Source organism: Tsukamurella pseudospumae (assembly GCF_001575205.1).
In the GTDB taxonomy this organism is placed as follows: domain Bacteria; phylum Actinomycetota; class Actinomycetes; order Mycobacteriales; family Mycobacteriaceae; genus Tsukamurella; species Tsukamurella pseudospumae.
Genome location: NZ_LSRE01000019.1, coordinates 42000 through 68348, shown reverse-complemented (window position 1 = coordinate 68348; position 26349 = coordinate 42000). Strand labels below are relative to the sequence as shown.

Sequence of the window (26349 nt, the reverse complement as noted above, 5' to 3'; positions counted from 1 at the left end):
AGAACGTGATCCTGCTCGGGCCGCCTGGAATCGGGAAGACCCATTTGGCGATCGGGCTCGGAGTGAAGGCCGCGCAGAACGGCTACTCCGTGCTCTTCGACACCGCGACGAACTGGATCGCCCGCCTGACCGCCGCGCACCAGGCCGGCCGACTCGAGGCCGAGCTGAAGAAGATCAAACGCTACAAGCTGATCATCGTGGACGAGATCGGTTACATCCCGTTCGACCCGGACGCGGCGAACCTGTTCTTCCAGCTCGTGAGCACCCGTTACGAGCAGGGCTCGATCATGGTCACCAGCAACCTGCCGTTCGGCCGCTGGGGCGAGACGTTCTCCGACGACATCGTCGCAGCCGCGATGATCGACCGACTGGTCCACCACGCGGAGGTTCTCACCCTCTCGGGCGATAGCTACCGCACCAGATCCCGCCGAGAACTCCTCGGCAAGGATCGCGACTAAACACCCGACAGCTGCTCAACTTTCAGCCGTCGTCTGCTGATCAGATTTCACCCGCCGTTGACAACTACTACGCCGCGATGCTCTACCACGGCTTCGCAATCGAAGGCGACATGCAGCAGATCATGGCCTACTACCCCGCTATCCGGCGCTCGCTGGACGTCATCCGCGCGCTCGCCAACCAGGAGGTCTCCGCATGACCGCCCAGCTCTCGACCGCTGTCGGTCGCTATGTCACGCTCACCGTCCAGGGCGTCGACTACCGGATCTACTTCGAGGAGGCCGGCACGGGGATCCCCGTCGTCCTCCAACACACCGCAGGCTGTGACAGCCGACAGTGGCGCCACCTCCTCGAGGACCCCGACTTCACCTCCAAGTACCGCCTGATCGCCGCTGACGCTCCGTACCACGGCCGATCGCTGCCGCCCGAAGGCATCGAGTGGTGGAAGACCGAGTACTCGCTGTCCAAGGAGTTCTTCATCGAGTTCCACAACCAGCTCGCCGAGCAGCTCGACCTGGACCGCCCCATCTTCATGGGCTGCTCAATGGGTGGTCACCTCGCAGCAGACCTCGCCCTCGCCTGTCCGGACAACTACCGTGCGGTCGTCGGCATCGAAGCGGCGCTGCACTCGCACGGCATGGAGCGCATCCTCCCGTGGCTCTACCACCCCCAGATCAGCAACGACACCAAGCCGGCACTGATGCAGACCCTCTGCTCACCCACCAGCCCCGAGAAGTACGTCCGGGAAACCGTCTGGGTCTACAGCCAGGGCGCGCCGCCCGTCTTCAAGGGCGACCTCGCGTACTACATGATCGGACACGACCTCACCGATTCCGCGCCCCTGATCGACACCACCAAGGTCGGCATGTGGGTCCTCAGCGGCGAATACGACTGGTCCGCGCCCCCGTCCGCCGGCCGCGAGCTGGCCGACAAGGTCCCCGGCTGTCACTTCGTCGAGATGACCGGCATGGGCCACTTTCCTATGTCGGAGGACCCGATCAAGTTCAAGGAGTACGTAGCGCCGATTCTCGCCGAGGCGAGCGCCCTATGATGACCGAAGAGCGCCGTGAGCTGCAGCAGCTCGCACGGCAGTTCGCCATGGAGGAGGTCCTCCCTGTGGCGAACGGGTTGGATCCGGTCAACGGCCTGATCCCGGACGAACTGCGCCAGAAGATGGCCGACATCGGCTTCTTCGGAATCCTCATCCCAGAGGAATACGGCGGACTCGGACTGGGTGCTTTCGAGTACTGCATGATCGCCGAGGAGCTCTCGCGCGCCTGGATGAGCGTCGGCAGCCTCATGGCTCGTGGCAACTCTCTGCTACCGGGGTTCACTGAAGAGCAGCAGCGAGACATCCTGCCCCGGATGGCCCGCGGTGAATACCTCTGCGCCTTCGCCCTGTCCGAGAACGAGGCCGGATCTGATGTCGCGAACATCAGCTGCCGCGCCCGGCGCGACGGCGATGACTGGGTGATCACCGGCAGCAAGATGTGGTGCACCTACGCCGACCAGGCCGACTTCATTATGCTCTTCGCGCGTACCTCCACCGATCCGGACCCGACGAAGCGGCACCGCGGGATCAGCGTCTTCTTAATCGACAAGGAGCGTGGCAGCTTCCCTGAGGGCATCAGCGGCACACCGATCCGCAAGGTCGGCTACCGCGGTTGGAAGACCTGGGAGCTCTCCTTCGATCGCTTCCGTCTCCCGGCGCACGCCCTCATCGGTGAGGAGGGGCGCGGCTTCTATGCGGCGATGCACAAGCTCGAGACCGCGCGCGCGCACACAGCAGCGCGCAGCATTGGGCTCGCCCGCGGGGCCCTCGAGGATGCCACCGAGTACGCGCTCAACCGGCAACAGTTCGGCCGGCCGATCAGCGACCTCCAGGCGATCCGTTTCAAGCTCGCAGACATGGCCACACAGATCGAGACGAATCGCCAGATGATGTACCACGTCTGCACCACGATCGACGCAGGTGGCCGCGCCGACCTCGAAGCTTCGATGGTCAAGTACTCCGCGAGTGAGATGTCGGAGAAGGTGACCAGCGAAGGACTCCAGATCCACGGCGGCGCCGGCTACACAAGCGAATACGCCGCCGAACGGTACTGGCGCGATGCACGTCTGACCAAGATCTTCGAAGGGACATCCGAGATCCAGCTCAAACTGATCTCCGACCATCTCCTCGGCCGATAGCCTTATTGCCCCGCCCGACAACGGTGAACGATGAGACAGCTTCCTGATCATTCCGCCACATCGCGCACAGCGCGTAGCGCGCGGTCACGTCGTGACGCCAACTGTCAGGACAAGTGGTGGCACACGATCACAAGCGCGATCGGCAACGTGGCGGAGCAGCTCGCGAGCAGCACCCGCCGGAACCGGTGCGTGAGTCCGACGAGAAGCAGTGCCCGACGAGAGCACAGCAAACCGGACATGAAGGGAACACCATGGTGCGCAAGCACACCGTTGCGATCATCGTGAGCGTCGCCGCGCTCGCACTACTCAGCGCCGGTTGCTCGGAGGACTCGAAGCCCGTCCCGAGCTCGTCGGCCGCTGCACCGACTTCCGTCGCCACGCCGCACTCCCAGGAAGCCGTCCCCACCCGGCCCAGCGAGCCGACATCGGGTAACAGCGGGAACGTCGGCCCGACAACGACCGTGCCCTCCGGGCCGACACACACGGTGACCAGGACTGTGCCCGCTACGCCCCAGGCACCCAATAGTGGCGGGACAATCGATGTGCCCTGCACAGGCCCCGACCAAGGCACTGTCTGCACCAATCCGAATCACGGCGGAGGCGACAACCCGTCGGAGAACGGGACGGGGCCCACCACTTCTCCGAAGGTTCGCGATGACGACCCGGGGGGCAAGCCCTGCACCACCGGAATGGGAGTCGCCGGAACGTACGTCTACTCGGACGACACCAGCAGTTGGGTCTGCCAAATCGGCTGACCAGGAGTCCACCCCCACGATCATTAGCAAGAGCCATTGACAACCAATGGCTGTGAGCCCACAGAACCTTCCGAACCATGCCATCAGCATCTCGATGCTTTGCCGCAGTGAAGGTAGATTCAGATCAACCTCAACCAAAGGAGAAGCACAATGCCCGTCGACATCGATCGGTTCGAAACCCGCTCTGCTCAAACGCATAAGCCTCGCCGGATCCTGTCCATCGTGTCGAACACCGCGGAACTCCGCGGGTTCCCCGTGGGATTCTTCGCCGAAGAGATGACGCGCGCATTCCTGACATTCATCGAAGCCGGACACACTGTGGACCTCGCATCCCCCGACGGGGGCAAGGTCATGTACGACACGCACAGCGACCCACGAACGCCAGGCGGCCAGTACGTGGACGACCTGATCAGCCTCGGCTTCGTCACGCACGAGAAGTTCGGCGCGCTCCTGGACGCGACGATCCCCCTCGGATCCGTCTCGGTCGCGGACTACGACGCCGTGTGGGTGGCAGGTGGCGGCGGGCCCTTGCTGACTTTCAAGGACAATCCTGCGCTGCACAAGCTGATCGCCGACTTCTATGAGGCGGGCAAGGTCACCACGCTGATCTGCCACGGATCATCGATCCTACTGTGGGCCCGCCTCTCCAACGGCGAACTCCTCGCGGACGGCAAGCGCTGGACAGGATTCACCGACGGCGAGGAGAACGCCGTGAACGAGGCCTTCGGCATGATTCTCAACGACTACACCATCGAGTCCGAAGCCGCCAAGAACCCGAACACCGAGTTCCGCCACCTCGATGTGAACGAGCCCTTCGCCATTCGCGATGGCAATCTCATCACCGGCCAACAGCAGTACAGCAGTGGGATCACCGCGGCACTGGTCCTCGACGCGCTCGACGAGCTCGATTGAGTATCACCGCACTCAGCTCGAGACTCCGCACCGTACCCACCTCAAGAGATACTGCGCCATCGCCTCGTCTCGACCAGACGCCGTGACGAGTGTTATCCGCAGATGAAGCCGACGCGTCGCAAAGATCATGAAGAAACGAATCCACATGAAATCGCGTTTCGCACTGACAAGTTCACTCGCCGTCGTCGCTGCATCTTTGCTGGGCAGCACGCTCGGATCCGGAGCCGCCGCAGCATCCCCGTACGGCCCCAAGGGGTTCACAGATGGCGGGCCCAGTTGCGACAGGGGGGTAGCAGCGGTGGTCGCCGAGTCCGCTCTCTCCAAAGTTGTGATCTGCCGCAACGGCACCGACCTGCAGTACATCGGCCAAGGTCTCCGCACGCAGAACTGGCTCTGGATCGACGACGTCCGTCTCGACGGAGGCGACACCTATATCGCCACACACGAGAAGTTCACCTACGTGGTGCGCTGGGGAACCCTCGAGATCGACGCCCCGGACGGCAAGACCGTCTCGCACGAGCACCTGGATATGCACACCTTCGAGCACGATTGATCGACCCGTAGCGATTCGCGCAACCGCTCGACCACACAGGAAGTAATCGCATGCGAACTCCACACATGGCCATCGCCGCGGCAGCCGGCTTGACGCTCGTCCTCTCCGGCTGCGGGGATTCCGACACGCCCGGTACGACCACGAGCCCCTCGGTACCGGCATCCCCGAGCTCCAGCACCGCATCGGTCGCGGGAGCCCCCACCGTCGGTCACGAAGCACCGGAGCACGCGGGCACGACAGCACCGCACAGCGGTGGAACGCCTGCACACCCCACCACGTCGGCTCCCGCCGCCAAACCGACTCCGCACACCACGAATACGACCACCGTGCCACGACCCGGTGGTGTGACCACAGCACCGCAGGGAGTGCCCGAGCCCGGCCAGACCACATTCACGGGGCCTGGTGCTACTACAACGACACCACCTCAAGGTCCGCCGGAACCCGGGCAGACGACCTTCAATGGCCCCGGCGCGAACGATGACAGCCCACCGGAGCCCGGGCAGACGGATCTCAACTGACGGCAGGCAACGATGCCCGCCCGGCGTCCATTGGATCGCCCGGCGGACCTCGTTGTGATCTCCGGGGGATATCTCGAATGGTCCACCCTGAGTCGTGTCGTCTGCCATGAGAATGGGACCACCCTGAGCTGATTTCTGCCAGGTGCATGGGCCCACCTGGATTGCCAGTTATGGGACCACCCGGCGCGTCGCGTCGGGTGGTCCCCTGGTTTGCCCGTTCGATGACGGGCATGGCGTTTCGGGAGGTCAGTGTGTACGAGGTTCGTGAGGTGCTCCGGGTGTGGCTCGGGGCGGGCGGCGCCGGTCCTGCGCCGGGGTATCGGAAGGTCGCCGAGCGGTGCGGGGTGGATCGTAAGACAGTCCGCCGGTATGTTGAGGCAGCTGAGGCGGTGGGGCTGGCCCGGTCGGATCCGGCGGGTGACGAGGCTCATCGAAATTCCCCAGTGATGCTCATTGAAATTCCCCACCTGGGTGCGGGGCTATTGTAGCGGTCGGCGGGTGGGTGCGATGGCTGTCCGGTGGGTTTCGTTGCGGGCGTGGTGGTCTCGGAGGCGGTAGCTGTCGCCGTCGAGCTTGAGGACGACGGAGCGGTGCAGGAGCCGGTCGAGCATCGCGGCGGCGACGGTGGTGTCGCCGAGGACTTCACCCCACTCGGAGACGGATCGGTTGGTGGTGATGAGGATCGAGGTCTTCAGATACCGTTGTGCGACAACCTGAAACAATGCGGATGCGGCCTCAGCGGGTAGAGGTAGGTAGCCGAGTTCATCGATGACGAGCAGTGTCGGGCCGGCGAAGAACCGCATGGTCGTCGACCAGCGGCCTTCGATCGCTGCTTTGTGGCGGCGGGCAGCAAGGTCTGCGGCGGTGGTGACGTAGGTGCGGTACCCGGCGTGCACCGCTGCGTGGGCGAGACCGACGGCGAGGTGGGTCTTGCCGGTGCCGGCCGGCCCGACGAGCATCACATTCGTCGCGGATTCGAGGTAGGCGCAGGTCCCGAGCTCACGGATCAACGCCTGATCAACGCCTGGTGCGGCGTCGAAGTCGAAGTCGGCGAGCGTTGCCCCCGTGGGCAGGCACGCGAAGCGCATCCGGCCGGCCAGCCGCCGGGCTTCGGTGGCGTCGACCTCCACGGCCAGCAGGTGCTCCAATGTCGCTGTCATAGTCCACTTTTGCTTCGTCGCGGTCTCCAGGACGCTGGGTAGCGCCGCTGCGGCGGCATCGAGTTTGAGGACAGCGAGATGACTGCGCAGTTGTTGATACAACGACGCCGTGGAAACCCCGCTGCCGCTGCCGCTGGTGCTGCTGCTGGTGCTGGTGCTGGTGCTGGTCATAGGAGGGTGTTCCTGTTCTGTGCGGCCGCCTCGTAGGCGGTGAGGTCGATCACTACGGCATCCGATGCCGTGGTGGGTGCCGGTCGGTCAGCGGGTCGGCTGGGAATGGGAGAGGTGTTCTCGCGCAGGGCTTGCGCAGCCTGCTGTGAGCGTTCGCCGGGCGGGATCCGCTCTTTTCGGCGATGCGGGCGTCCGTCGGTGGCCGAGGCTGCCGCCATCGCTGCCGTGTTCAAGGCGTGCACGTGACCTGTGTCGCGGACCTGCGTCCCGGTGCCGGGGGCGGCGAGCCGGTGCCGGGCGATGACAATCCCGCCAGTGGTGGCGATATCGATGTGCTGGTCGCCGAGCCGCTGGGTGATGGTGACCTCGCCCATCGCCAACTCCGGCGGCACCGAGTACTGATTGCCGCGCCAGGCCACCAGCGCCTGCCTTGAGGCCTTCCTCGGCTCACACGGAACCGCGGGATACGGCGTCGGCGGTGGCGGTGTGAGCGGCTCGCTGGCAGCGACGGTCAGTACCGAGCTGCGGCCATCGCGGGTGGCCCGCATCCGGGTATCGGCGCGGACCCGGCAGTGCTCATCGAGGGACGCTTGGGCCCGCTCCGCGGTCATCTTGTCCGGCAGGGTCCGCCACCACCGTTGCGCGATGCTCCGGTTCTCGCCCTCCACGACACCTTTGCGGTGACCGCTGCGCGGTGGGCAGATATCGACGCTGACGCCGTAATACTTGGCCACCGAGGCGAATTCAGCTGTCAGGTCACCGGATGACGGGTAGCAGACCGTCGCCATCCGGTCGAACCGCCACCGCCGGGTCACCCCACCGAGCTGGCGGGTGATCCGGTCCAGGCCGGCGATCAGCTGCGGGCGGGTCATATTCGGTGCCAGGTAGCCGAGCCACCGGCCCGAGCACGAGAAGGTGCCGACCAGCAGGTGCGCGGTCTTGCCCCACCCCCACGACGCGGGCGGATCCGGCAGATCCAGCCAATCCCATTGCGTCTCTTCCCCTGGCGGGTGCTCGATCACCGCGTTCGGCCGGTTCGTCGCGGTCGTGCACTGCGGGCATACCGGCCGCAGTCCACGGGCCCGGATCTGCCGCGTCAGCGACGAATACGACTGATCGAAGTTCAGGCCGACGAGCTCGTCGAACAAGGTCTGCGCCCACAGATGTGGGTCCTCCAGCAGCCGAGAGGTGACGTACTCGATGAACGGCTCGAACGGATCAGCCTCCCGTTGCCGGACACCGGGTTCGGTTACCCCGTTCAGATAGTTTCGGACCGTCTTCCGGTCCCGACCAAGATGACGGGCGATCGCTGAGATCGTCCACCCCTGCTTGCGCAGGGCATGTGCTTCCACGGTCTCTCCTTGTGTGAGCATGAACGAGCGGGCCTTCCTCGAGCTGGTGCGTGTTAGAGACCACCAGCATCGGAGAAGGCCCGCCCATTTACTTGACGGATGCACACAAGTGAGGAGATTCAGTTAGCAGAACTGGGGAGAATCAAAGAGCGCAGTCAGCCCGGAGCGGATCGATGATGAGCTGGTCGCGGCAGTGGTCGCAGCGGTCCGGCCGGTACGTACGTCCGGGCATGGTGCGGCGTGGGATGCGTTGGCGCCGCATCAGGAGCAGATCACAGCCTGGGTGGCCGGTGAGGGTGGTGACCGGCCACTGTCGGTGACGAAGATCCATACTCTGCTCGCCCGGCAGGGCTGCGATGTGCCGTATCGGACGTTGCATCGATTCGCTTCGGAGCATTGCGGTTTTGGTCGTCGTGAGAGCACGGTGCGGGTCGCGGACGGCGACCCCGGGGTCGAGTGCCAGCTCGACTTCGCCTACATGGGGATGCTTGATGACCCGCACACCGGTCGGCGGCGGAAGGTGCACGCGTTGATCTTCAGCGCGGTCTACTCGCGGCATCAGTTCGTGTGGCTGACGTACTCGCAGACGCTGTCGGCGGTGATCGCGGGCTGTGAGGCGGCGTGGGAGTTCTTCGGCGGTGTGTTCGCGGTGATCGTGCCTGACAATCTCAAACCTGTTGTCAATCATGCTGATCAGCTCACTCCGACGCTCGGCGACGGGTGGTTGGATTACGCGCAGCACGTCGGGTTCGGCACCGACCCGGCAAGGGTGCGGTCCCCGAAGGACAAGCCTCGGGTCGAACGTGCCGTGCAGTATGTGCGCGGCAACTTCTGGGCTGGTGAGCATTTCACTGATCTTGACGACGCGCAGGCCCGGGCGGAGCGGTGGTGCCGGGAGGTCGCCGGCATGCGGGTGCACGGCACCACGTGCGCTCGTCCGCTGGAGGTGTTCACCGCAGCCGAGCAGCCTCAGCTGCTGCCAGTCCCCGCCCGATACGATCAGCCGATCCTCAAGCAGGTGAAGGTGCACAAGGACTTCCATGCCGAGATCGGTAAGGCGTTGTACTCACTGCCCGGGCAGTGGATCGGCGTCACGCTCGATGCCCGCGCCGACAGTGAGCTGGTGAAGTTCTACCACCGCGGACAGCTGGTCAAGGTGCATCCCCGGCAACGGCCCGGCGCCCGCCATACCGATCGGGCTGACCTGCCCGAGGACAACGTCGGCTACGCGATGCGTGATCTCACCACACTCGTCGCTACCTGCGCCGGTCACGGCTATCACGTCGGGATCTACGCCGAGCGGATCCTCGACCATCCGCTGCCATGGACGCGGATGCGGTCCGTCTATGCCTTGATCGGGCTGGTCAAACGCTACGGCCCCAGCCCGGTCGACGCGGCCTGCGAGACCGCGCTGGTCATGGATGTGATCTCGGTGAGCAAGATCAGCTCAATGCTCGCCGCCGGCACCGAGACCGCCACCCCGCAGCTGCCCGCCGCGGCCGGCGCCGGACATACCCGGTTCGCCCGCGACCCATCCGAATTCACCGTTCCCACACGCCATATCACAGCAGTCCCACCCCTGCCGGAAGACGCCGATCCTGACCAGGAGAGCAACCGATGACCACCACCCGCACGCCCCGCGTAGCAGGCCCGACCGAACCCATCGGCGCCGATATGCTCGCCCTCCTCAAGGCTCTCAAGCTCGGCGCGCTCGCCGACACCCTGCCCGAACGAGCCGCCCTCGCCCGACAGCACGACCTGTCCCACATCGGATTCCTCCAAGCGCTGCTCGCCGATGAAGTGTCACGACGCCAATCCCGTTCGGCGACACTACGAGCAACGAAGGCAGGGCTCGACCAGAGCATGCGCATCGAAGGCTGGAACGCCGCCCCCGACCTGCGCTACGACCGCACCCTGCTCAGTGACCTCACCTCGCTGCGGTTCGTCGACGCCGGTCAGTCCGCGATCATCCTCGGCCCGGTCGGAGTCGGCAAGACCCACCTCGCAACAGGACTGGGGCACATGGTGATCGGCCGACACCGCAACACCGTGCTGTTCGCCCGCGCCGACAAACTGTTCACCCGCCTCCGCGCCGCCCGCCTCGACAACACCGTCGACGCCGAACTCCGCCGACTGAGCAGCGTCGACGTGCTGATCATCGACGACTTCGCGTTGCGGCCCCTCGACGCCACCGAGACCAACGACTTCTACGAGCTCGTCGTCGAACGGCACCAGGCCCGCAGCACCATCGTCACCAGCAACCGCGAGCCCTCCGAATGGCTCACGATGACCGCCGACACCCTCCTGGCCCAGTCAGCGATCGACAGGCTCACCAGCAACGCGCACACCCTCGTCATCGAAGGCCCGTCCTACCGCCAACGCACCCGCCCAGACCGGAGCGCTTGACGCCGACCGCCACCACGATGCATCCTCACAAGCGCACTCCAAGGTGGTCCCATGCTCGCGGCAACCAGGTGGTCCCATCACCCTGGCAAGCGACAAGAGCCGGGTAACAGGACGTAGACTTGCTCACCGGAAAGGTGCTCCTTCGAGTGCGGTGAATACGGTGTGTGGTAACCCCTATTCTTCCCGCTCAGAGCACCTTTCTTCATATCCGACACGACCTCACCCACGAAAGACCGAGGTTAAGCTCGCGCGCGGCATCGACATCCATACCGCCGTGACTGCGGCGCCAGTTGTACAACGTCGCCGCCGACACCTCCAACTCCGCCGCGATCTGCTCACCCGTTGACCCCGCCGCAGCGAGCTCATCAGCGCGCCGCAGCTTCCGGACGATCTCCTCCGCCGAATGCCTCTTCCGACCAGCCATACCAATCAGTGTCCTACCTGCCTCACCTCGGGGCGATCACGGACTCCAGTCAGGGATGGACCGATCTACCGGGAACACGCCAGCGCGACGCGAGCGGTCCACCAAGGGATACATCTTGTCTCGCCATTCGCACACGTCGCCTGAGCGCGACCCTCAGTGGACCCACCTCGCGCGTGGTCAAACCAACCTGGTCGCCTCCGGTGGTGACGCTGATACGGATGCTCGCGGCGATCAACTATGGAGCAGACCAACCCGGCGGAGATTCCCCACTTGAGTCGCTGGGCGCAGATCGTGTCGAAGGCGATGCTGGCGCACTTGGCGTCGCAGCAAGTAGCCGGCGAGTAGACCAATTCCGACGCCATGCGACATCCAAGCTCGTCACACCACCTCAGAAACTACAAAACCCGGGGTCACGAGCTCTTTCGAGTTCGTGACCCCGGGTGCTGCAGTTCATAGAACTGCTCATTGTGGGCGAAGGGGGACTTGAACCCCCACGTCCCTAAGGACACTGGCACCTGAAGCCAGCGCGTCTGCCATTCCGCCACTCGCCCGAGCGACCCGAGAACATTAACACGATCCGCCGGACTCCGCGAAATCGGACCGCTACCTGGGCGCGGACCTTGCCCGGGCACCGTCGTACGTGCTACCAAAGGGACAGTTGAGACGAATGGGGTTACGCTGACCTCGTCGTGCCTCGATCGCGGCTATCATCATTGGTCAGGACATGCATCTCGACACGCTGAGGAAGGGGGAAGTCGTTCCATGGGAATCCTGCAACGGTTCGAGCGCAAGCTCGAGGGAGCGGTCGGTGACGGCTTCGCCCGCGTGTTCGGCGGCAAGGTGGTCCCCCAGGAAGTGGAGGCCGCACTCCAGCGCGAGGCTGAGGATCAGCTGCAGACACTGGGAGACGGGGCGTACCTGGTACCCAATAAGTACGTCATCGCCGTCTCCCCCACCGACCAGGAGACCTTCGAGGCGGACCGCGAACTCGCGATCCGTGCCTTCTCGAAGCACCTCGACGAATACATCCATGACAACGGCTGGCAGACTTATGGTGACGTGGTCGTCCATTTCGAACAGTCACCTGGTCTGCACACCGGCCAGTTCCGGGCCCGCGGCACCGTGGACCCGGACGCAGTTCCCCAGAACCTTGTACCCCAGCGACCACCTGCAGAATCAGGAGCCGATTCGATGAGCAACAACCCCGGATACGACCAGGGACGGCACGGCGGCCAGTACGACCAGGGCGGCTACCAGCAGCAGCAGCAACAGCCGGGGTACGACCAGCAGCAGGGCTACGGCCAGCAGCCCGGGTACGACCAGAACTACGGCCAGCAGAACTACCAGCAGCCCGCGTACGACCAGGGCTACCAGCAGCAGGGCCAGCAGGGCTACGACCAGGGCGGCTACCAGCAGCAGGGTGGCTACGACCAGAACTACGGCCAGCAGAACTACCAGCAGCCGGCCTACGACCAGGGCTACCAGCAGCAGGGCCAGCAGGGCTACGACCAGGGCGGCTACCAGCAGCAGGGTGGCTACGACCAGAACTACGCCCAGCAGCCCGCCTACGACCAGAACTACGGCCAGCAGAACTACCAGCAGCCGGCCTACGACCAGGGCTACCAGCAGCAGGGCTACGACCAGGGCTACGCCCAGCCGGCCCAGCCGGGGTACGACCAGAACTACGGCCAGCAGCCCGCCTACGACCAGGGCTACGCGCAGCCGCAGGGCGGCTACCAGGCGCAGGCCGTGACGCTGTACCTCGAGGACGGCTCCAACCGCACCTTCGCACTCCGCGAGGGCACGAACGTCATCGGCCGCGGCCAGGACGCCCAGTTCCGTCTCCCCGACACGGGCGTCTCCCGGCGGCACGTCGAGATCCGCTGGGACGGCTACGCCGCCGTCCTCAACGACCTCGGCTCCACCAACGGGACCTCGGTCAACGACGTGCCCGTCTCCAACTGGGAGCTCGCCGACGGTGACCGCATCCGCGTCGGCCACTCCGACATCGTGGTCCGCTTCCAGTAGATTTCACGTGGGGGCGGCGGAAGTACGCCCGCAACAAGCGCCCGGCCACCGGGCGCCGAGCGCGTGTGCGTCGACAGGACCAGGAGGGAGACACCGTGCAGGGACTCGTGCTGCAGCTGACCCGGGCGGGTTTCCTCCTGCTGCTCTGGCTCTGCGTCTGGCTCGTCATCAGCGCGCTCCGCACGGACGCCCGCCTCGCCTCGGGCCTGCGCCCGCGGCAGAAGGAGGCCAAGGCGCCCCGTCGGGCCCTGTTCTCCCGCACCAGCAAGGTCGCGAAGTACCTCGTGGTCACCCACGGCCCCCTCGCGAACACGCGGATCACCCTCGGCCAACAACCGGTGCTCATCGGCCGCGCCGACGACTCCACCCTCGTCCTCAACGACGACTACGCCTCGACCAGGCACGCACGCCTCGCCCGCGACGGTGACGACTGGTACGTCGAGGACCTCGGGTCCACGAACGGCACCTATCTGGCCCGCAACAAGGTCACCACTCCCACCCGCGTCCCATTGGGCACCCCGGTGCGCGTGGGCAAGACAGTGATCGAGTTGCGCCCGTGAGCCTCGTCCTTCGATATGCAGCGCGCTCCGACCGGGGCCTCGTCCGTAGCAACAACGAGGACTCCGTGTACGCGGGCGCCCGGCTGCTCGCCCTGGCCGACGGCATGGGCGGCCACGCCGCCGGCGAGGTCGCCTCGCAGCTGATGATCGCCGCACTCGAGCCGCTCGACGACGACGAGCCCGGCGGCGACCTCCTGGGCACGCTCGAGGACGCCATGGTCGCCGGCAACGAGACCATCGCCGAGCAGGTCGCCGAGGACCCCGAGCTCGACGGCATGGGCACCACCCTGACCGCGATCCTGTTCGCCGGGTCCAAGCTGGGACTGATCCACGTCGGCGACTCCCGCGGCTACCTGCGGCGCGACGGCCAGCTCACCCGCATCACCAAGGACGACACCTTCGTCCAGACCCTCGTCGACGAGGGCCGGATCACGGCCGAGCAGGCGCACACCCACCCGCAGCGCTCGCTGATCATGAAGGCGCTCACCGGCCACGAGGTCGAGCCCACGCTCACCCTGCGCGAGGCCAAGGACGGCGACGTCTACATGCTCTGCTCCGACGGCCTCTCGGACGTCGTCAGCGACGAGACCATCGGCGAGACCCTGGCCCTGGCCAGCGAGGACGTCGGGGCCGCCGCGGACCGTCTGATCGAGCTCGCGCTCCGCTCCGGCGGCCCGGACAACGTCACCGTCGTCGTCGCGCGGGTCGAGGACAGCAGCTTCGGCCAGAGCCGCCCCATCGTCGGCGGCGCCGCGAACGACGACGACGAGGACTACGTCCCCCCGGCCAACACCGCCGCCGGCCGCGCCGCCGCGCTCCGGCCCCCGCGCAAGGCGCCCCGTCGGGTCGTGGCGACGGAGGTCGACGACGCGGACGAGCCCGCGCGCCGCTCCCGCCGCAAGTGGATCGCGCTCGCCGCGGTCCTCGTGCTGCTCGTCGCCGGCGGCATCGGCCTGCTCGTGACCCGGTCCGTCGTGAACTCGAGCTACTTCGTGGCCTCGACCGACAAGGGCACCATCGTGATCTCGCACGGCGTGAAGGTCTCCCTGTTCGGTCGCGCGCTGAACACGCAGCAGGAGGTCGTCTGCATCGCGGACGCCCCCGCCGACGGGCGCGCGCCGCAGGGCTGCACACCGCTCACCGTCGACGACCTGACCCCGCGCGGACGGGCCAACCTGGCCGGCCTGCCCTACGCGAGCTCGCTCGACGACGCCCGCGAGCAGGCCAAGAACCTCATCGAACGGGTCAACCTCATCGAACGGTGCGCGATCACCACCGAGGTCGACCCCTCGCCCGCGCCGCACCCGACCGACCCGAACGCCCCGGCACCGTCGCCGACGACGGCCCCGACGGTCGCGCCCCCCACGGGCGAGACCCTCGCGCCGCCGCCCGCACCCGTCACCCGGGTCGTCACCCAGACCTCGACGCCCGAACGCCCGTGCCGCGGAGGGCCCTCGTGACGTCCGGCGTCAGCACCCCCGGCGCGGGCATCGCGCTCGACCCGAACCGCCGCTCCCGAACCCATGAGCTGGTACTCCTCGGCGCCGCCACGGTGGTGACGGGGACCTCGCTCGCGCTCGTCGAATGGGCGCAGGAACAGCGCGTCACTCTCGACCTCGCGAAGTACGTCGCGGCGTTCGTCGTGCTCTACGGCGCGGCGCACTACGCAGTGCGGCGGTTCGCGCCCTACGCCGACCCGGTCATCCTGCCGGTGGTGGCCATGCTCAACGGCCTGGGCCTGGTGCTGATCCACCGACTCGACCTGGGCAACGCCCACGCCGAGAGCGGGCGCGTCAGCCAGACGCAGGAGGCCAACCAGCAGGTCCTGTGGACGCTGCTCGGCCTCGCGGTCATGGTCGGTGTGCTCGCGCTGTTGCGCGATCACCGGACGCTGTCGAAGTACGCGTACACGATCGGCCTGGGCGGCGTGATCTTCCTCGCGCTGCCGGCGCTGCTGCCGTCGAGCCTGTCGGAGATCAACGGCTCCAAGAACTGGATCAAGACGCCGCTGTTCAACATCCAGCCCAACGAGGTCAGCAAGATCCTGCTGATCATCTTCACCGCGGCGTTCCTGGTGTCGAAGCGCGACCTGTTCACGTCGGCGGGCCGGCGCGTGCTCGGCGTCGACCTTCCCCGCGCGCGCGACCTCGCGCCGCTGCTGCTCGTCTGGCTGCTCGCGATCGCGGTGCTCGGCATCGAGAACGACCTCGGCACGCCGATGCTCATCTTCTTCACCGTCCTGGCCATGGTGTACATCGCCACCGAGCGCATCGGCTGGATCGTGGTGGGCCTGAGCCTCGCGGTCGTCGGCGCCGTCGCGGCGTACCAGCTCTTCCCCCACCTGCGGGTGCGCGTCGAGGTGTGGCAGGACCCGTTCGCCAAGTACGACACCATCGGCTACCAGCCCGCGCAGGCGCTGTTCTCCCTGGCCACGGGCGGTCTCGCCGGCACCGGCCTCGGCTCCGGCCGGCCCACGATGGTGCCCTTCGCGTCCACCGACTTCATCATCGCCGCGATCGGTGAGGAACTGGGCCTCATCGGCCTGGCCGCCGTGCTGATGCTGTTCCTGGTGCTGATCTTCCGCGGCTTCCGCGCGAGCCTGACGGTGCGCGACAGCTTCGGCAAGCTGCTGGCCGCAGGCCTGGCCTCGACCATGGCGATCCAGCTGTTCGTCGTGGTCGGCGGCGTCACCAAGCTGATCCCGCTGACCGGCCTCACCACGCCCTTCATGAGCTACGGCGGATCCTCGCTGCTCACCAACTACGCCCTCATCGCGATCCTGCTCCGCATCTCCAACGCGGCGCGCGAGCCCAAGGTCGCCCGCAAGCCCGGCGCGCCGGTCCCCGACCGGCCGACCGAGATCGTGAAGCGCGTATGAACGCACCGATCCGCCGCATCTCGTTCGTCGTGATCCTGCTGGTGGCGGCGCTCCTCGCGAACGCCACCTGGGTGCAGGTCTTCCGCGCGTCCGAACTGCGCTCCGACACCCGCAACGAGCGCGTCCTCCTCGACGAGTACGCGCGGCAGCGAGGTTCGATCCTCGCCGGCGGCCAGGTGATGGCCCAGTCGGTCAAGACCGACGACCGGTACAAGTACCTGCGCACCTATCCCGAGCAGATGGCGCGCGCCTACGCGCCCCTGACGGGCTACTACTCGATGATCTTCAGCTCGAGCGGGCTCGAGCACGCCGAGGAGTCGATACTCAACGGCAGCGACGACCGGCTCTTCGGCCGACGCGTCGTCGACCTGCTGTCCGGTCGCGACCCGAGCGGCGGCAACGTGATCACCACGATCAACCCGACGATGCAGCGGATCGCCTACGAGAAGTTGTCCACGGCCTGCGGGTCGAACGGCCCGTGCCACGGCGCGGCCGTCGCGATCGAGCCGTCCACCGGCAAGATCCTGGCGATGGTCTCGACCCCCAGCTACGACCCGAACCCGCTGTCCTCGCACGACACGGACGCGGTGAACAAGACCTGGAACGAACTCAAGGACGATCCCGATAAGCCCATGGACAACCGGGCCACCGGCTGGACCTACCCCCCGGGATCGACGTTCAAGGTGATCACCACCGCGGCGGCGCTCTCCGAGAACAAGGGGATCGATCTGAACACGCGGCTCACCGCCGACAAGCAGATCACCCTGCCGGGCGGCGGCGGGACGACGCTGCAGAACTATGCGGGGATGACGTGCCCGGAATCGTCGGGCGGTACCGTCAGCCTGTTGCAGGCGTTCCAGTACTCGTGCAACACCGCGTTCGTGGACCTGGCCACGGCGAAGATGCAGGACGGAGGAGAGGCGATCAAGGCGATGGCGAACAACTTCGGCGTCAATTCGACGCCCGACCCCATCCCGCTGCGCGTCGCGCAGTCCGTGACCGGCCCCCTGTCCGACGGTGCCCAGACGGGCCAGTCGGCGATCGGGCAGCTCGACGTCGCGCTGACGCCGCTGCAGAACGCGGTGATCGCGGCGACGCTCGCCAACGGCGGCGTCCGCATGCAGCCCTATCTGGTCGACTCCTTCCAGGCACCGGACCTCACGACCTTCGGCAGCACCTCGCCCAAGCGCGTGGGCCAGGCGATCTCACCGCAGGTCGCGGCGCAGCTGCGCGAGCTGATGGTCGCATCGGAACAGCACACGAAGGGTGCCGGCGGCAAGGTGTCGATCGCCTCCAAGACCGGCACGGCGGAACACTCACAGGGCCAGCGCGGCGGCGAAGCGCCGCACGCCTGGTACATCGGGTACGGCCCGGTGAACGACCCGAAGGTAGCGGTGGCGGTCATCATTGAGAACGGTGGAAACCAGGGCGAGGCGGCGACCGGTGGGTCGCTCGCAGCGCCGATCGGACGAGCGGTGATCAGCGCCGCGGTGAACGGGCAGGGGAACTGATGAGTCTGCAGACCGGCTCGGTGATCGCCGACCGCTACGAACTCCTCCGGCTGATCGCCACCGGCGGCATGGGCCAGGTGTGGGAGGCGATGGACACCCGCCTCGACCGGCGCGTGGCCGTCAAGGTGCTCAAGGCCGAGTTCTCGGAGGACCAGGAGTTCCTGGCCCGCTTCCGCAACGAGGCCCGCACCACCGCCGCACTGAACCACCCGGGCATCGCCGGCGTGTACGACTACGGCGAGACCGAGGACCAGGCCGGCGGCGCGCCGCTCGCGTACCTGGTGATGGAGCTCGTCAACGGCGAGCCGCTCAACGCCGTGCTCTCCCGCCTCGGCCACCTCAGCCAGGCGCAGGCCCTGGACCTGCTGGAGCAGACGGCCCGCGCCCTGCAGGTCGCGCACACCGCGGGCCTCGTGCACCGCGACGTCAAGCCCGGCAACATCCTCATCACGCCCACGGGCCAGGTGAAGATCACCGACTTCGGCATCGCCAAGGCCGTCGACGCGGCGCCGGTCACCAAGACCGGCATGGTCATGGGCACGGCGCAGTACATCTCACCGGAGCAGGCCTCGGGCGAGGACGCCACGGCCGCCTCCGACGTGTACTCCCTCGGCGTGGTCGGGTACGAGTGCCTCGCGGGCAAGCGCCCGTTCTCCGGCGACGGTGCGATCACCGTCGCCATGAAGCACATCCGGGACCAGCCCGAGCCGCTGCCCACCGACCTGCCCGCGCCGGTCCGCGAGCTGATCACGCTGACCCTCGGCAAGGACCCCCGGCAGCGGTACGCCAACGGTGGCGAGTTCGCCGACGCCGTCGCCGCGGTGAAGGCGGGCCAGCGCCCGCCGATGCCGCGGGGGTGGACCGGTGGCTCCACCGGGGCCTCGCGCGCGCCGGAGACCGCCGCCACGGCGATCGTGCCGCCGCCCGCACGCCCGGGCCCGCAACCCGTGGTCCGCAACTCGAACCCCACGCCGCGGGCCGCGGCATCGTCGACCTACTCGGACGAGAGCGGCTGGACCCGGACCCAGAAGACGATCCTCGGCGCCTCCGTCGCGCTGCTGCTGCTCGCGGCGGCGATCGTCGGCGGCTACCTGCTCTTCAACGACACCGGGAACGGCACCCCGACGACGCCGAGCACCACGACCGACGCGGGCACCGTCGCACCTCCGCCGACCGGGGCCGGCACCACGGCCCGGACCGTACCCACGACGCCGCCGCCCACCCGGACGGTGACGGAGACCTCGACGGCGCAGCAGACGACCACCACGCCGCCCCCGCCGCCGCCGAAGCCGACCACCACGACTCCGGCACCGACGACGACCACGCCGCCGCCCACCACGACGACGGAGCCGCCGCCCACCGGTCCTGAGCCGACGACGACGCCGCCGCCGCGCGGCATCTTCGGCCTGCCCATCCCCGGCGCGATCCTGCACGGAAGCGACGATCGATGACGACCCCGCCACGGCGCATCAACGACCGCTACGACCTGGGTGAGACGCTCGGGTTCGGTGGCATGTCCGAGGTGCATCTGGCCCGCGACACCCGGCTGTCCCGGGACGTCGCGATCAAGATCCTGCGCGCCGACCTGGCTCGGGATCCGAGCTTCTACGAGCGCTTCCGGCGGGAGGCGCAGAACGCCGCGTCGCTCAACCACCCGACGATCGTGCAGGTCTACGACACGGGTGAGGCCCAGACCTCGTCCGGACCGCTGCCCTACATCGTCATGGAGTACGTCGACGGGGAGACCCTGCGCGACGTGCTGCGCCGCGACGGCACCATCGCGCCGCAGGCCGCGATGACCTGGATGGCCGATGTCTGCGCGGCCCTGGACTTCAGTCACCGCAACGGCATCGTGCACCGCGACATGAAGCCCGCCAACGTGATGCTCACCCGCGCCGGCGAGATCAAGGTGATGGACTTCGGCATCGCGCGCGCGATGAGCGACCCGTCGGCGGGCATGACCCAGACGGCCGCGGTGATCGGCACCGCGCAGTACCTCTCGCCGGAACAGGCCCGCGGCGACTCCGTGGACGCCCGCTCCGATGTCTACGCCGCCGGCTGCGTGATCTTCGAGCTGCTCACCGGCCAGCCGCCGTTCACGGGTGACTCGCCCGTGTCCGTCGCCTACCAGCACGTCCGCGAGGACCCGCCCACGCCGTCGGCGATCCTCGACACCATCCCGCCGGAACTGGACTCGATCACGCTCAAGGCGCTGTCGAAGAACCCGGCGAACCGCTACCAGACCGCCGGCGAGATGCGGCAGGACCTCATCCGGGTGCTCGCGGGTCGCAAGCCCGAGGCACCGATGGTGCTGTCCGACGAGGAGCGCGACGCGCTGCTCACCGAGCCCGCGAAGCCCCGGCGGCGCGAGGCCGCCAAGACCGCACCCGCGGCGGCCTCGGCGGTGGCCACCGCCGAGGACGGCGCACCGTCGGACGACGATCCGCCGACCGAGGTCGTCAGCGCGACCCCCGACGCCCCGCGGCGCAGGCACACCGCCCCGGCGCCGTCCGGCAGCCGCTCCCGCCTTGTGATGCTGCTCTCGGCCGCGGTGATCGCGCTGGTGCTCATCGGCGGCACCACCTGGTACCTGCTCAGTTCCAACAACGGCGACCAGACGGCCACCGTCACCTCGCAGATCGGCGAGCCCGCGGCCGACGCCCAGGTCGCGCTGCAGAAGCTGGGCTTCACCGTCGAGGTACAGCGCATCCCGGACAACGCCGTTCCCGCGGAGCACGTCATCTCGACCCTGCCGGGGCCCAACGCGAGCGTCGCGAAGGGCTCGACCGTGGTCATGCAGGTCTCGACGGGGCCGAAGATCGCCGGCGTGCCGGACGTCGCGAACAAGCCCGAGAAGGAGGCCCGCGAGATCCTCGAGAAGGCGGGCTTCACCGTGGCCAAGGACGTCAAGAACGATCCGTCGCCGACCGTGGCCAAGGGCAACGTGATCTCCACGAACCCCGCGATCGGCACGAACACGCAGCAGAACACGCCGATCCAGCTCACGATCAGCTCCGGCAAGGAGCAGGTGCGCGTGCCCGACGTGACCAACACGCAGGTCTCGCAGGCGACCTCGAACCTCGAGGGCGCGGGCTTCAAGGTGACCGTCACCCAGGTCGACGACAGCGCCCCGGCAGGCACCGTCGTGCGCCAGAACCCGACCGCGGGATCGACCGCCGACAAGGGCAGCTCTGTCACCCTGCAGGTGTCGAAGGCCAAGCCGATCGTCATGCCGAACGTGATCAACCAGGATCAGAACGCCGCGCGCGCGGCCCTCATCCAGGCGGGCTTCTCGTCGAGCAACATCACGGTCGTCGTGGACGCCGCATCGGGCCTGTTCGACCGCGGGCAGGTCTGGAACACCGATCCCAAGCCGGGCACGCCGGTGGACTCGTCGGCCACCATCACGCTGCACGTGCGGCGCGGCTAGCCCACGGCGCACGGGCGGCGGTCCCCCTGCCGCCCGACGGTGCCGTCGAGTGCGGTCGGTTTCCCGCGCTATCGGTGGGGAGAACGACCACGCTCGCGGGTCCGGTCGGTGCCGCGCTCAGGCGAGCGCCGCGGCGACCTCCTGCTCGAGCTCGGCGACACGCGCCTCGGCGACCTGGAAGCCGCACACGGCCAGCCAGTTCGCGAGCATGCGGTGACCGCCCTGCGTGAGCACGGATTCGGGGTGGAACTGCACGCCGTGGATGGGCAGTTCGCGGTGCTGGAAGCCCATGACCACACCCGAGTCGGTGCGGCCGGTGATCTCGAGCTCGTCGGGGATCGTCGGCTCGAGCACGGTCAGCGAGTGGTAGCGGGTGGCCGTGAACGGGTCGGGCAGGCCCTGCAGGACCCCGTGGCCGTTGTGGTGCACGAGCGAGGTCTTGCCGTGCAGCAGCTCGGGCGCGCGGTCCACCGTCGCGCCGAAGACCGCGCCGATGGCCTGGTGCCCCAGGCACACGCCGAGCAGCGGGGAGCCGGCGGCGCGCGCAGCCTCGACCATGGGCATCGTCCGTCCCGCGCGCTGCGGCGTGCCGGGACCGGGACTCAGCAGCACACCGTCGTACTGAGCGGCCGCCGCGGCCGGATCGTCCAGTCGCGGATCGTCGTTGCGCCACACGTCCGCCTCCACGCCCAGCTGGCCGAGGTACTGGACCAGGTTGAACACGAAGCTGTCATAGTTGTCGACGACGAGGATCCGCACGTGCTCCAGCGTAGCCGGGTGGGGTCGCGGTGGTACATCCGATAACCTGGCAGGTGAAAAGCACCCAGGTAGAAGGAAGCCATGCCGAAGTCGAAGGTCCGGAAGAAGACCGATTACACGATCAACGCCGCCGCCGATTCGCGGACGCCGGTCAAGGTGGGCGCCCCCTCGGGCCGCTGGTTCGTGGTGCTGTTCCTCGGATTCATGCTGGCCGGTCTGGCCTGGCTGCTCGTCTACTACGTCGGCGCCGACCCGCAGGGTCTGGGCGCGCCGGGCAAGCCGCTGGAGTGGATGGCCAACCTCGAGGCGTGGAACTTCGCCATCGGTTTCGGCCTGATGATCACCGGCCTGTTGATGACCATGTGGTGGAAGTAGCTCTGACCAGCGGAATCACATCGATGTCATTCATCCCCAGCTGTGGATAAACCTGTGGATAACTGGAGCCCGCCGCGCGGTGTCGGCGTCGTGATGCTGGTGGCGGCGCTCGCGCTGCTCATCGTCGCGACACTGACGGACGCCATCGCCGACCCCGTCGGGATCGTGCTCATCGGTGCCGGAGCCCTCGCGCTCGTGTTCCTCGGGGTGTCCGTCCTGGTGCTCCGTCCCCGCCTGCAGGCCGACGGTGCGGGCGTCACCTACCGCGGTGTGCTCGGCCGTAAGACGTTCGCGTGGGACGGCCTCGAGATCAAGCGCACGACCACGCGGCACTGGGGCCGCGAGTCGGTGCTGCTCGAGCTCACCCGCGGCGATGACCTGCTGTTCCTCGGCCGCTGGGAGCTGGGCGAAGCGCCCACGCTCGTGCTCCAGCAGCTCGAGGCCCTGCGTCCGGCGTGAGGCTCAGTAGCGGCGCGCGGTGACGAAGCCGCGGATCCCCGCCACGCGCACCGGCACGCCGGAGGTGACGGCCTCCACGACCTGGCCATTGCCCACGTAGAGCGCGGCGTGGCCGCCGCCGTTCGTGATCACGACATCGCCGGGGCGCAGCTCGGCCTGCGAGACCGGGGTGCCGGCGCTCATCAGCGAGTAGCTGCTGCGCGGCACGCTCACGCCCGCCTGGTTCATCGCCCAGGTGACGAGGCCGGAGCAGTCGAACGAGCTGGGGCCAGCGGCGCCGTACGAGTAGGGCATGCCGAGGCGCGTGAGCGCGGCCTGGACGACCGCGGAACGGTCGGGGCCGGCGGCCTGCGCCGCGCGGGCGGCAGGAGCCTGCGGAGCCGGGGCCTGCGGCGCGGGGACGCGGGCGGCGGGGGCCTGGGGAGCGGGCGCCTGGGACGCCGGGAGCGGCGCGGCCTGGGCCACGGCGGGTGCTGCGACGATTCCGATCACTGCGACTGCGGCCCCGAGGGCTGCGCGCATCGTGCCGCGGGTGGTGCGGCCGGTCATGGTCTTCGTACTGTCGCTGGACACTTTCGTCGAACTCCCGACTCCGGTGGAGCGGCGTGTCGATCACGCCTCGGTCTCCACAAGATCACGGCAACGTTACGAAGCGCGGACTTCGGGTGTCCATCTCAGACGGCCCGTTGCGGGGTGAACATGCTCACCGAGCTGGGCCGATCGAGACCGGAGTCACAGGAATCCTTGCCCGTCCGACAATTTCCGCGCGAACAGACTCCGACATCGTGAATGTGCTGCGCTAAGTAATGAATCTGCCGGGGCTCTCCGCCGCTCGCGCGGCACCGTCGCCCTGAGGGCATGAGAAACGCCCGGCCTCCCCGCGGGAGACCGGGCGTTCTTCGACGATGGAGCGGACTACTGCTCGACGGTGATCGAGTTGATCGTGATGTCCTTGAGCGGACGATCGGCGCGGTCGGTCTGCGCGCTGCCGATGGCGTCGACGACCTTGCGGCTGGCCTCGTCCTCGACCTCACCGAAGATGGTGTGCCGGTTGTTGAGGTGCGGGGTCTTGCCGACAGTGATGAAGAACTGCGAGCCGTTCGTCGCCGGGCGGCCGATGTTGGCCATCGCGAGGATGTACGGGTGATCGAAGCGCAGCTCCGGATGGAACTCGTCGACGAAGTCGTAACCCGGGCCGCCCGTGCCGGTACCGGTGGGGTCACCGCCCTGGATCATGAAGCCGTCGATGATGCGGTGGAAGATCGACCCGTCGTAGAACGGACCCGCGGCTTCACCGGCCGCGTTCGTCGTGGTGTATTCCTTGGTGCCCTGCGCGAGTCCGAGGAAGTTCGCCACGGTCACGGGAGCGTGATTGCCGAACAGCGCGATACGGATGTCGCCTTCAGAGGTGTGCAGGGTCGCGTGGGCGGTAGCGTTGGAGTTGGTCACACCGCCATTCTGCCATTCTCCGCAGGTGCGAACCGGTAGAGATCGTAAGAATCCGGCGGTGGATGCACTCATACTCGTCCGCTGAAAGGATCACGCCTCCGATGGCCACCACCCCTCTGCTCGAGGATGCACCCGCCGCCGACGCCCCGTCGGCCGCCGCGAACCGCCCCACGAACACCCAACGCCTGGTCTCCGGACTCGGCCAGAGCATCGTCGGTCCGGCGAACATCGCGCGCGCCCTGACCGGCCTCGGGCTCTCGCTCACCGGGCGCACCCTGGCCGCGCTCTACCGCCTGGTGCGGTCGTGGCTCGCTCCTGCGGACGTCGATCCCGAGCAGGCGATCACCCTGTCCGACGGTGCGCCGGCCCGCCCGGCCCTGCGGAAGCCGCTGGTCATCGGCGCGATCATCGCCCTCGTGCTCGCCCTCGGTGGCGTCGCCTTCAAGGTCCTGCGCACCCCGAAGGTCCCGCCGATCGCACCGGAGCCGCCGCGTGTGCGGCCCGCCACCGGCGCCACCGCGGACAGCGCACCGGCCCCCGTCGAGGAGCTCGAGGAGGAGGTCGTCGTCGCGGTCGAGTCGGCGGCCGACGAGGATCCGCGCAAGAAGGGCGAGTAGCCACCGGGTCCGGCGGCGCACCGTCGGGCAGGCGGACCGGCGCGCACGACCTAACCGCGCCACCCCGCGGGCTGGTGCGCCTGGATCGCGACCAGCGCCCAGGCCAGTGCGATGACGAAGAACAGGCCGTCGAGGCCGCCCCAGCCCCCGCGGTAGTGAGCGGTGGCGGCCACGACGACCGAGATCAACGCGGCCACCCAGCACAGAGCGCAGCGGCGGTTCATACCCTCAGGGTATGCCGCCGCTGCGTCGTGCCGCACCCCGTTCCTCGGTGCGTGTCGGCGACGACACGCCGAGGCGTCGTCGCAGAGTTCCACCGACGATCGTTCAGGCGGCGGCGGGCACCGCCCGGGAAGCGCTGCGCACCGTCAGGCGATGCAGTAGTTCCCCGCCGATCAGCCCGATCGCGCCCCACAGCAGGGCCTGCGCGAGGAACGAGTAGGTCCGGAACCAGTACAGGTCGTCGGGGTCGAAACCCTTCGTCGTCGGGGCGTTCGCCGGCAGGAGCAGGCAGGCCAGGATCAGCCCGCCGATCACGACGGCCCCGCCGGCCAGCGCCGCGCCGTACGTACCGAGGCGCGGGACCACGGCCAGGCCGATGACCCACGCGGCGGCGACGAGCGCGACGCAGATCGCGACCATGAGCAGGTACGCGCCGGTCCGCTCGCGGATCGTGTCGGGATCGCCCACGACGGGCGGGTTCGGCGGGTACTTCAGGTAGGGCAGGGCGTAGACCCCGGCGAACAGCGAGCCCGCCACCGCGAGCGCCACCGACCGCGGGGTCCACTGCGCGAGCTTCGGCGCCGCGACGCAGTAGGCGACCGCGAAGAGGGCGCCCATCGCGAGACCGAACAGGATCAGGCCCGCCCCGAGCCCCACGTTCTGCTGCATCGCGCGGGTGAACAGTTCCGGCTCGTCCATCGCCATCCCCGGGTGCGCGGCGTGCTCCGCGGCGTTGCGGGCCTCTTCGAAATCGATGGCCCGGCCGATGATCGGCTCGACCATGATCCGGGCGAAGGCGAACGCGAACAGCCCTGCGATCGCCCCGGCGAGTGCGCCGCGGGCGATGACCTGCTTCTCCACTTGTCGGTCCCCGATCAGTGGCAGGGGAAGCCCAGGAAATGCCGGGCGTCGTGGAAGAACTCGTGCACGTGCATGTCGCTCCCGAACACCGAGACGGCGCCCTGGTCGATGCCGATGAAGTAGTACACGAGCACGGCCAGGATCAGCGTGGCCGACAGCCACACCGCGCGGCGGGAGATGTGCAGGGAAAGATCACCGGCGTGCGCGGTGGTCGTGGATGCGTTCGCCATGAGCGCACTCCTTCTTCCGGGGGCTTCGCGCCCGGGTTAGGCGGTTCGACGGTGCCCGGCGTTCCGGGTCCGTC

At 68.0% G+C, this 26349-nt stretch carries 26 protein-coding genes and 1 tRNA gene; 17 read left to right on the top strand and 10 right to left on the bottom strand.

The window, feature by feature from the left end; all coding sequences use genetic code 11:
- From istB (AXK61_RS15165) to AXK61_RS15145, 5 genes are all read left to right on the top strand, one after another.
- Positions 1-458 (top strand): IS21-like element helper ATPase IstB (gene istB, locus AXK61_RS15165; protein WP_197466816.1); only part of this gene is annotated, 458 nt, incomplete at its 5' end.
- Positions 459-651: 193 nt separating this feature from the next.
- Positions 652-1506: an alpha/beta fold hydrolase gene (locus AXK61_RS15160; protein WP_068570057.1), complete on the top strand. Its 855-nt coding sequence runs from the start codon at positions 652-654 to the stop codon at positions 1504-1506.
- The gene (locus tag AXK61_RS15155; protein ID WP_068570056.1) at positions 1503-2645 is read left to right on the top strand and encodes an acyl-CoA dehydrogenase family protein; all 1143 of its coding nucleotides are present in this window, start codon (positions 1503-1505) and stop codon (positions 2643-2645) included. Before AXK61_RS15160 ends, AXK61_RS15155 begins: the two co-directional genes overlap by 4 nt.
- A gap of 977 nt (positions 2646-3622) precedes the next feature.
- Positions 3623-4312, top strand: coding sequence for a type 1 glutamine amidotransferase domain-containing protein (locus AXK61_RS15150; protein WP_197466815.1), 690 nt, complete (start codon positions 3623-3625; stop codon positions 4310-4312).
- A 298-nt stretch (positions 4313-4610) separates the two neighbouring features.
- On the top strand, positions 4611-4865 hold the full coding sequence (locus tag AXK61_RS15145; RefSeq protein ID WP_156485682.1) for a hypothetical protein: 255 nt from the start codon (positions 4611-4613) through the stop codon (positions 4863-4865).
- A 997-nt stretch (positions 4866-5862) separates the two neighbouring features.
- Here the strand turns inward: AXK61_RS15145 and istB (AXK61_RS15140) are convergent.
- Together istB (AXK61_RS15140) and AXK61_RS15135 are read right to left on the bottom strand one after the other, a co-directional pair.
- Entirely contained in the window at positions 5863-6714 is an 852-nt protein-coding gene (gene istB, locus AXK61_RS15140) for an IS21-like element helper ATPase IstB (RefSeq protein WP_082789365.1), read from the bottom strand.
- The gene (locus tag AXK61_RS15135) at positions 6711-8087 is read right to left on the bottom strand and encodes a Mu transposase domain-containing protein (RefSeq protein ID WP_068570323.1); all 1377 of its coding nucleotides are present in this window, start codon (positions 8085-8087) and stop codon (positions 6711-6713) included. The genes istB (AXK61_RS15140) and AXK61_RS15135 overlap by 4 nt, the downstream gene beginning before the upstream one ends.
- A 172-nt stretch (positions 8088-8259) precedes the next feature.
- Here AXK61_RS15135 and istA point away from each other — a divergent pair, with 172 nt between their 5' ends.
- Both istA and istB (AXK61_RS15125) read left to right on the top strand, forming a co-directional pair.
- On the top strand, positions 8260-9687 hold the full coding sequence (gene istA, locus AXK61_RS15130; RefSeq protein ID WP_331710563.1) for an IS21 family transposase: 1428 nt from the start codon (positions 8260-8262) through the stop codon (positions 9685-9687).
- Positions 9684-10472 (top strand): IS21-like element helper ATPase IstB, encoded by a 789-nt coding sequence (istB, locus tag AXK61_RS15125; RefSeq protein ID WP_068570324.1) that lies wholly within the window; start codon positions 9684-9686, stop codon positions 10470-10472. The genes istA and istB (AXK61_RS15125) overlap by 4 nt, the downstream gene beginning before the upstream one ends.
- Before the next feature lie 202 nt (positions 10473-10674).
- On the opposite strand, the gene AXK61_RS15120 is transcribed toward istB (AXK61_RS15125), so the two are convergent.
- Together AXK61_RS15120 and AXK61_RS15115 are read right to left on the bottom strand one after the other, a co-directional pair.
- Positions 10675-10896 carry a transposase gene (locus tag AXK61_RS15120; RefSeq protein ID WP_068570325.1) on the bottom strand — a complete coding sequence of 74 codons (222 nt, stop codon included), beginning with the start codon at positions 10894-10896 and terminating at the stop codon, positions 10675-10677.
- 468 nt (positions 10897-11364) lie between these two features.
- Positions 11365-11447: transfer RNA gene (locus AXK61_RS15115), tRNA-Leu, on the bottom strand.
- A gap of 211 nt (positions 11448-11658) precedes the next feature.
- On the opposite strand from AXK61_RS15115, the gene AXK61_RS15110 reads away from it, so the two are divergent.
- The 7 genes from AXK61_RS15110 to pknB all read left to right on the top strand — a co-directional run bounded on the left by AXK61_RS15110 (position 11659) and on the right by pknB (position 21303).
- Positions 11659-12924: a DUF3662 and FHA domain-containing protein gene (locus AXK61_RS15110; RefSeq protein WP_068746107.1), complete on the top strand. Its 1266-nt coding sequence runs from the start codon at positions 11659-11661 to the stop codon at positions 12922-12924.
- Positions 12925-13019: 95 nt separating this feature from the next.
- Positions 13020-13484: an FHA domain-containing protein FhaB/FipA gene (locus tag AXK61_RS15105; RefSeq protein WP_068570392.1), complete on the top strand. Its 465-nt coding sequence runs from the start codon at positions 13020-13022 to the stop codon at positions 13482-13484.
- Complete coding sequence (locus AXK61_RS15100; protein ID WP_068570377.1) at positions 13481-14944, top strand: PP2C family protein-serine/threonine phosphatase; 1464 nt, start codon at positions 13481-13483, stop codon at positions 14942-14944. The genes AXK61_RS15105 and AXK61_RS15100 overlap by 4 nt, the downstream gene beginning before the upstream one ends.
- Positions 14941-16362: an FtsW/RodA/SpoVE family cell cycle protein gene (locus AXK61_RS15095; protein ID WP_068570393.1), complete on the top strand. Its 1422-nt coding sequence runs from the start codon at positions 14941-14943 to the stop codon at positions 16360-16362. Before AXK61_RS15100 ends, AXK61_RS15095 begins: the two co-directional genes overlap by 4 nt.
- The gene (locus AXK61_RS15090; protein ID WP_068570378.1) at positions 16359-17873 is read left to right on the top strand and encodes a peptidoglycan D,D-transpeptidase FtsI family protein; all 1515 of its coding nucleotides are present in this window, start codon (positions 16359-16361) and stop codon (positions 17871-17873) included. The genes AXK61_RS15095 and AXK61_RS15090 overlap by 4 nt, the downstream gene beginning before the upstream one ends.
- Positions 17873-19324, top strand: a complete 1452-nt coding sequence (locus AXK61_RS15085; protein WP_068570379.1) for a serine/threonine-protein kinase — start codon at positions 17873-17875, stop codon at positions 19322-19324. Before AXK61_RS15090 ends, AXK61_RS15085 begins: the two co-directional genes overlap by 1 nt.
- Positions 19321-21303 (top strand): Stk1 family PASTA domain-containing Ser/Thr kinase, encoded by a 1983-nt coding sequence (gene pknB / locus AXK61_RS15080; protein ID WP_068570380.1) that lies wholly within the window; start codon positions 19321-19323, stop codon positions 21301-21303. Before AXK61_RS15085 ends, pknB begins: the two co-directional genes overlap by 4 nt.
- A 117-nt stretch (positions 21304-21420) precedes the next feature.
- Here the strand turns inward: pknB and AXK61_RS15075 are convergent, their stop codons facing one another.
- Positions 21421-22062, bottom strand: coding sequence for an aminodeoxychorismate/anthranilate synthase component II (locus tag AXK61_RS15075; RefSeq protein ID WP_068570381.1), 642 nt, complete (start codon positions 22060-22062; stop codon positions 21421-21423).
- 81 nt (positions 22063-22143) lie between these two features.
- Between AXK61_RS15075 and crgA the strand changes: the two genes are divergently transcribed.
- Together crgA and AXK61_RS15065 are read left to right on the top strand one after the other, a co-directional pair.
- The gene (gene crgA, locus AXK61_RS15070; RefSeq protein ID WP_068570382.1) at positions 22144-22437 is read left to right on the top strand and encodes a cell division protein CrgA; all 294 of its coding nucleotides are present in this window, start codon (positions 22144-22146) and stop codon (positions 22435-22437) included.
- 54 nt (positions 22438-22491) lie between these two features.
- A complete protein-coding gene (locus AXK61_RS15065; RefSeq protein ID WP_068570383.1) occupies positions 22492-22896 on the top strand; it encodes a PH domain-containing protein in 405 nt (134 codons plus the stop codon).
- A gap of 3 nt (positions 22897-22899) precedes the next feature.
- On the opposite strand, the gene AXK61_RS15060 is transcribed toward AXK61_RS15065, so the two are convergent.
- Positions 22900-23445, bottom strand: a complete 546-nt coding sequence (locus tag AXK61_RS15060) for a C40 family peptidase (RefSeq protein ID WP_068570384.1) — start codon at positions 23443-23445, stop codon at positions 22900-22902.
- A 366-nt stretch (positions 23446-23811) separates the two neighbouring features.
- Positions 23812-24345, bottom strand: a complete 534-nt coding sequence (locus AXK61_RS15055; protein ID WP_068570385.1) for a peptidylprolyl isomerase — start codon at positions 24343-24345, stop codon at positions 23812-23814.
- Between the two features lie 101 nt (positions 24346-24446).
- On the opposite strand from AXK61_RS15055, the gene AXK61_RS15050 reads away from it, so the two are divergent.
- Positions 24447-24962, top strand: coding sequence for a hypothetical protein (locus AXK61_RS15050; RefSeq protein WP_068570386.1), 516 nt, complete (start codon positions 24447-24449; stop codon positions 24960-24962).
- Positions 24963-25012: 50 nt separating this feature from the next.
- Here AXK61_RS15050 and AXK61_RS25030 read toward each other — a convergent pair whose 3' ends face one another.
- The 3 genes from AXK61_RS25030 to AXK61_RS15040 form a co-directional block, all read right to left on the bottom strand.
- Positions 25013-25186 carry a hypothetical protein gene (locus AXK61_RS25030; protein ID WP_156485681.1) on the bottom strand — a complete coding sequence of 58 codons (174 nt, stop codon included), beginning with the start codon at positions 25184-25186 and terminating at the stop codon, positions 25013-25015.
- 103 nt (positions 25187-25289) lie between these two features.
- The gene (locus tag AXK61_RS15045) at positions 25290-26045 is read right to left on the bottom strand and encodes a CbtA family protein (RefSeq protein WP_068746106.1); all 756 of its coding nucleotides are present in this window, start codon (positions 26043-26045) and stop codon (positions 25290-25292) included.
- 14 nt (positions 26046-26059) lie between these two features.
- The gene (locus AXK61_RS15040; protein ID WP_068746105.1) at positions 26060-26275 is read right to left on the bottom strand and encodes a CbtB domain-containing protein; all 216 of its coding nucleotides are present in this window, start codon (positions 26273-26275) and stop codon (positions 26060-26062) included.
- Between the last annotated feature and the right edge of the window lie 74 nt (positions 26276-26349).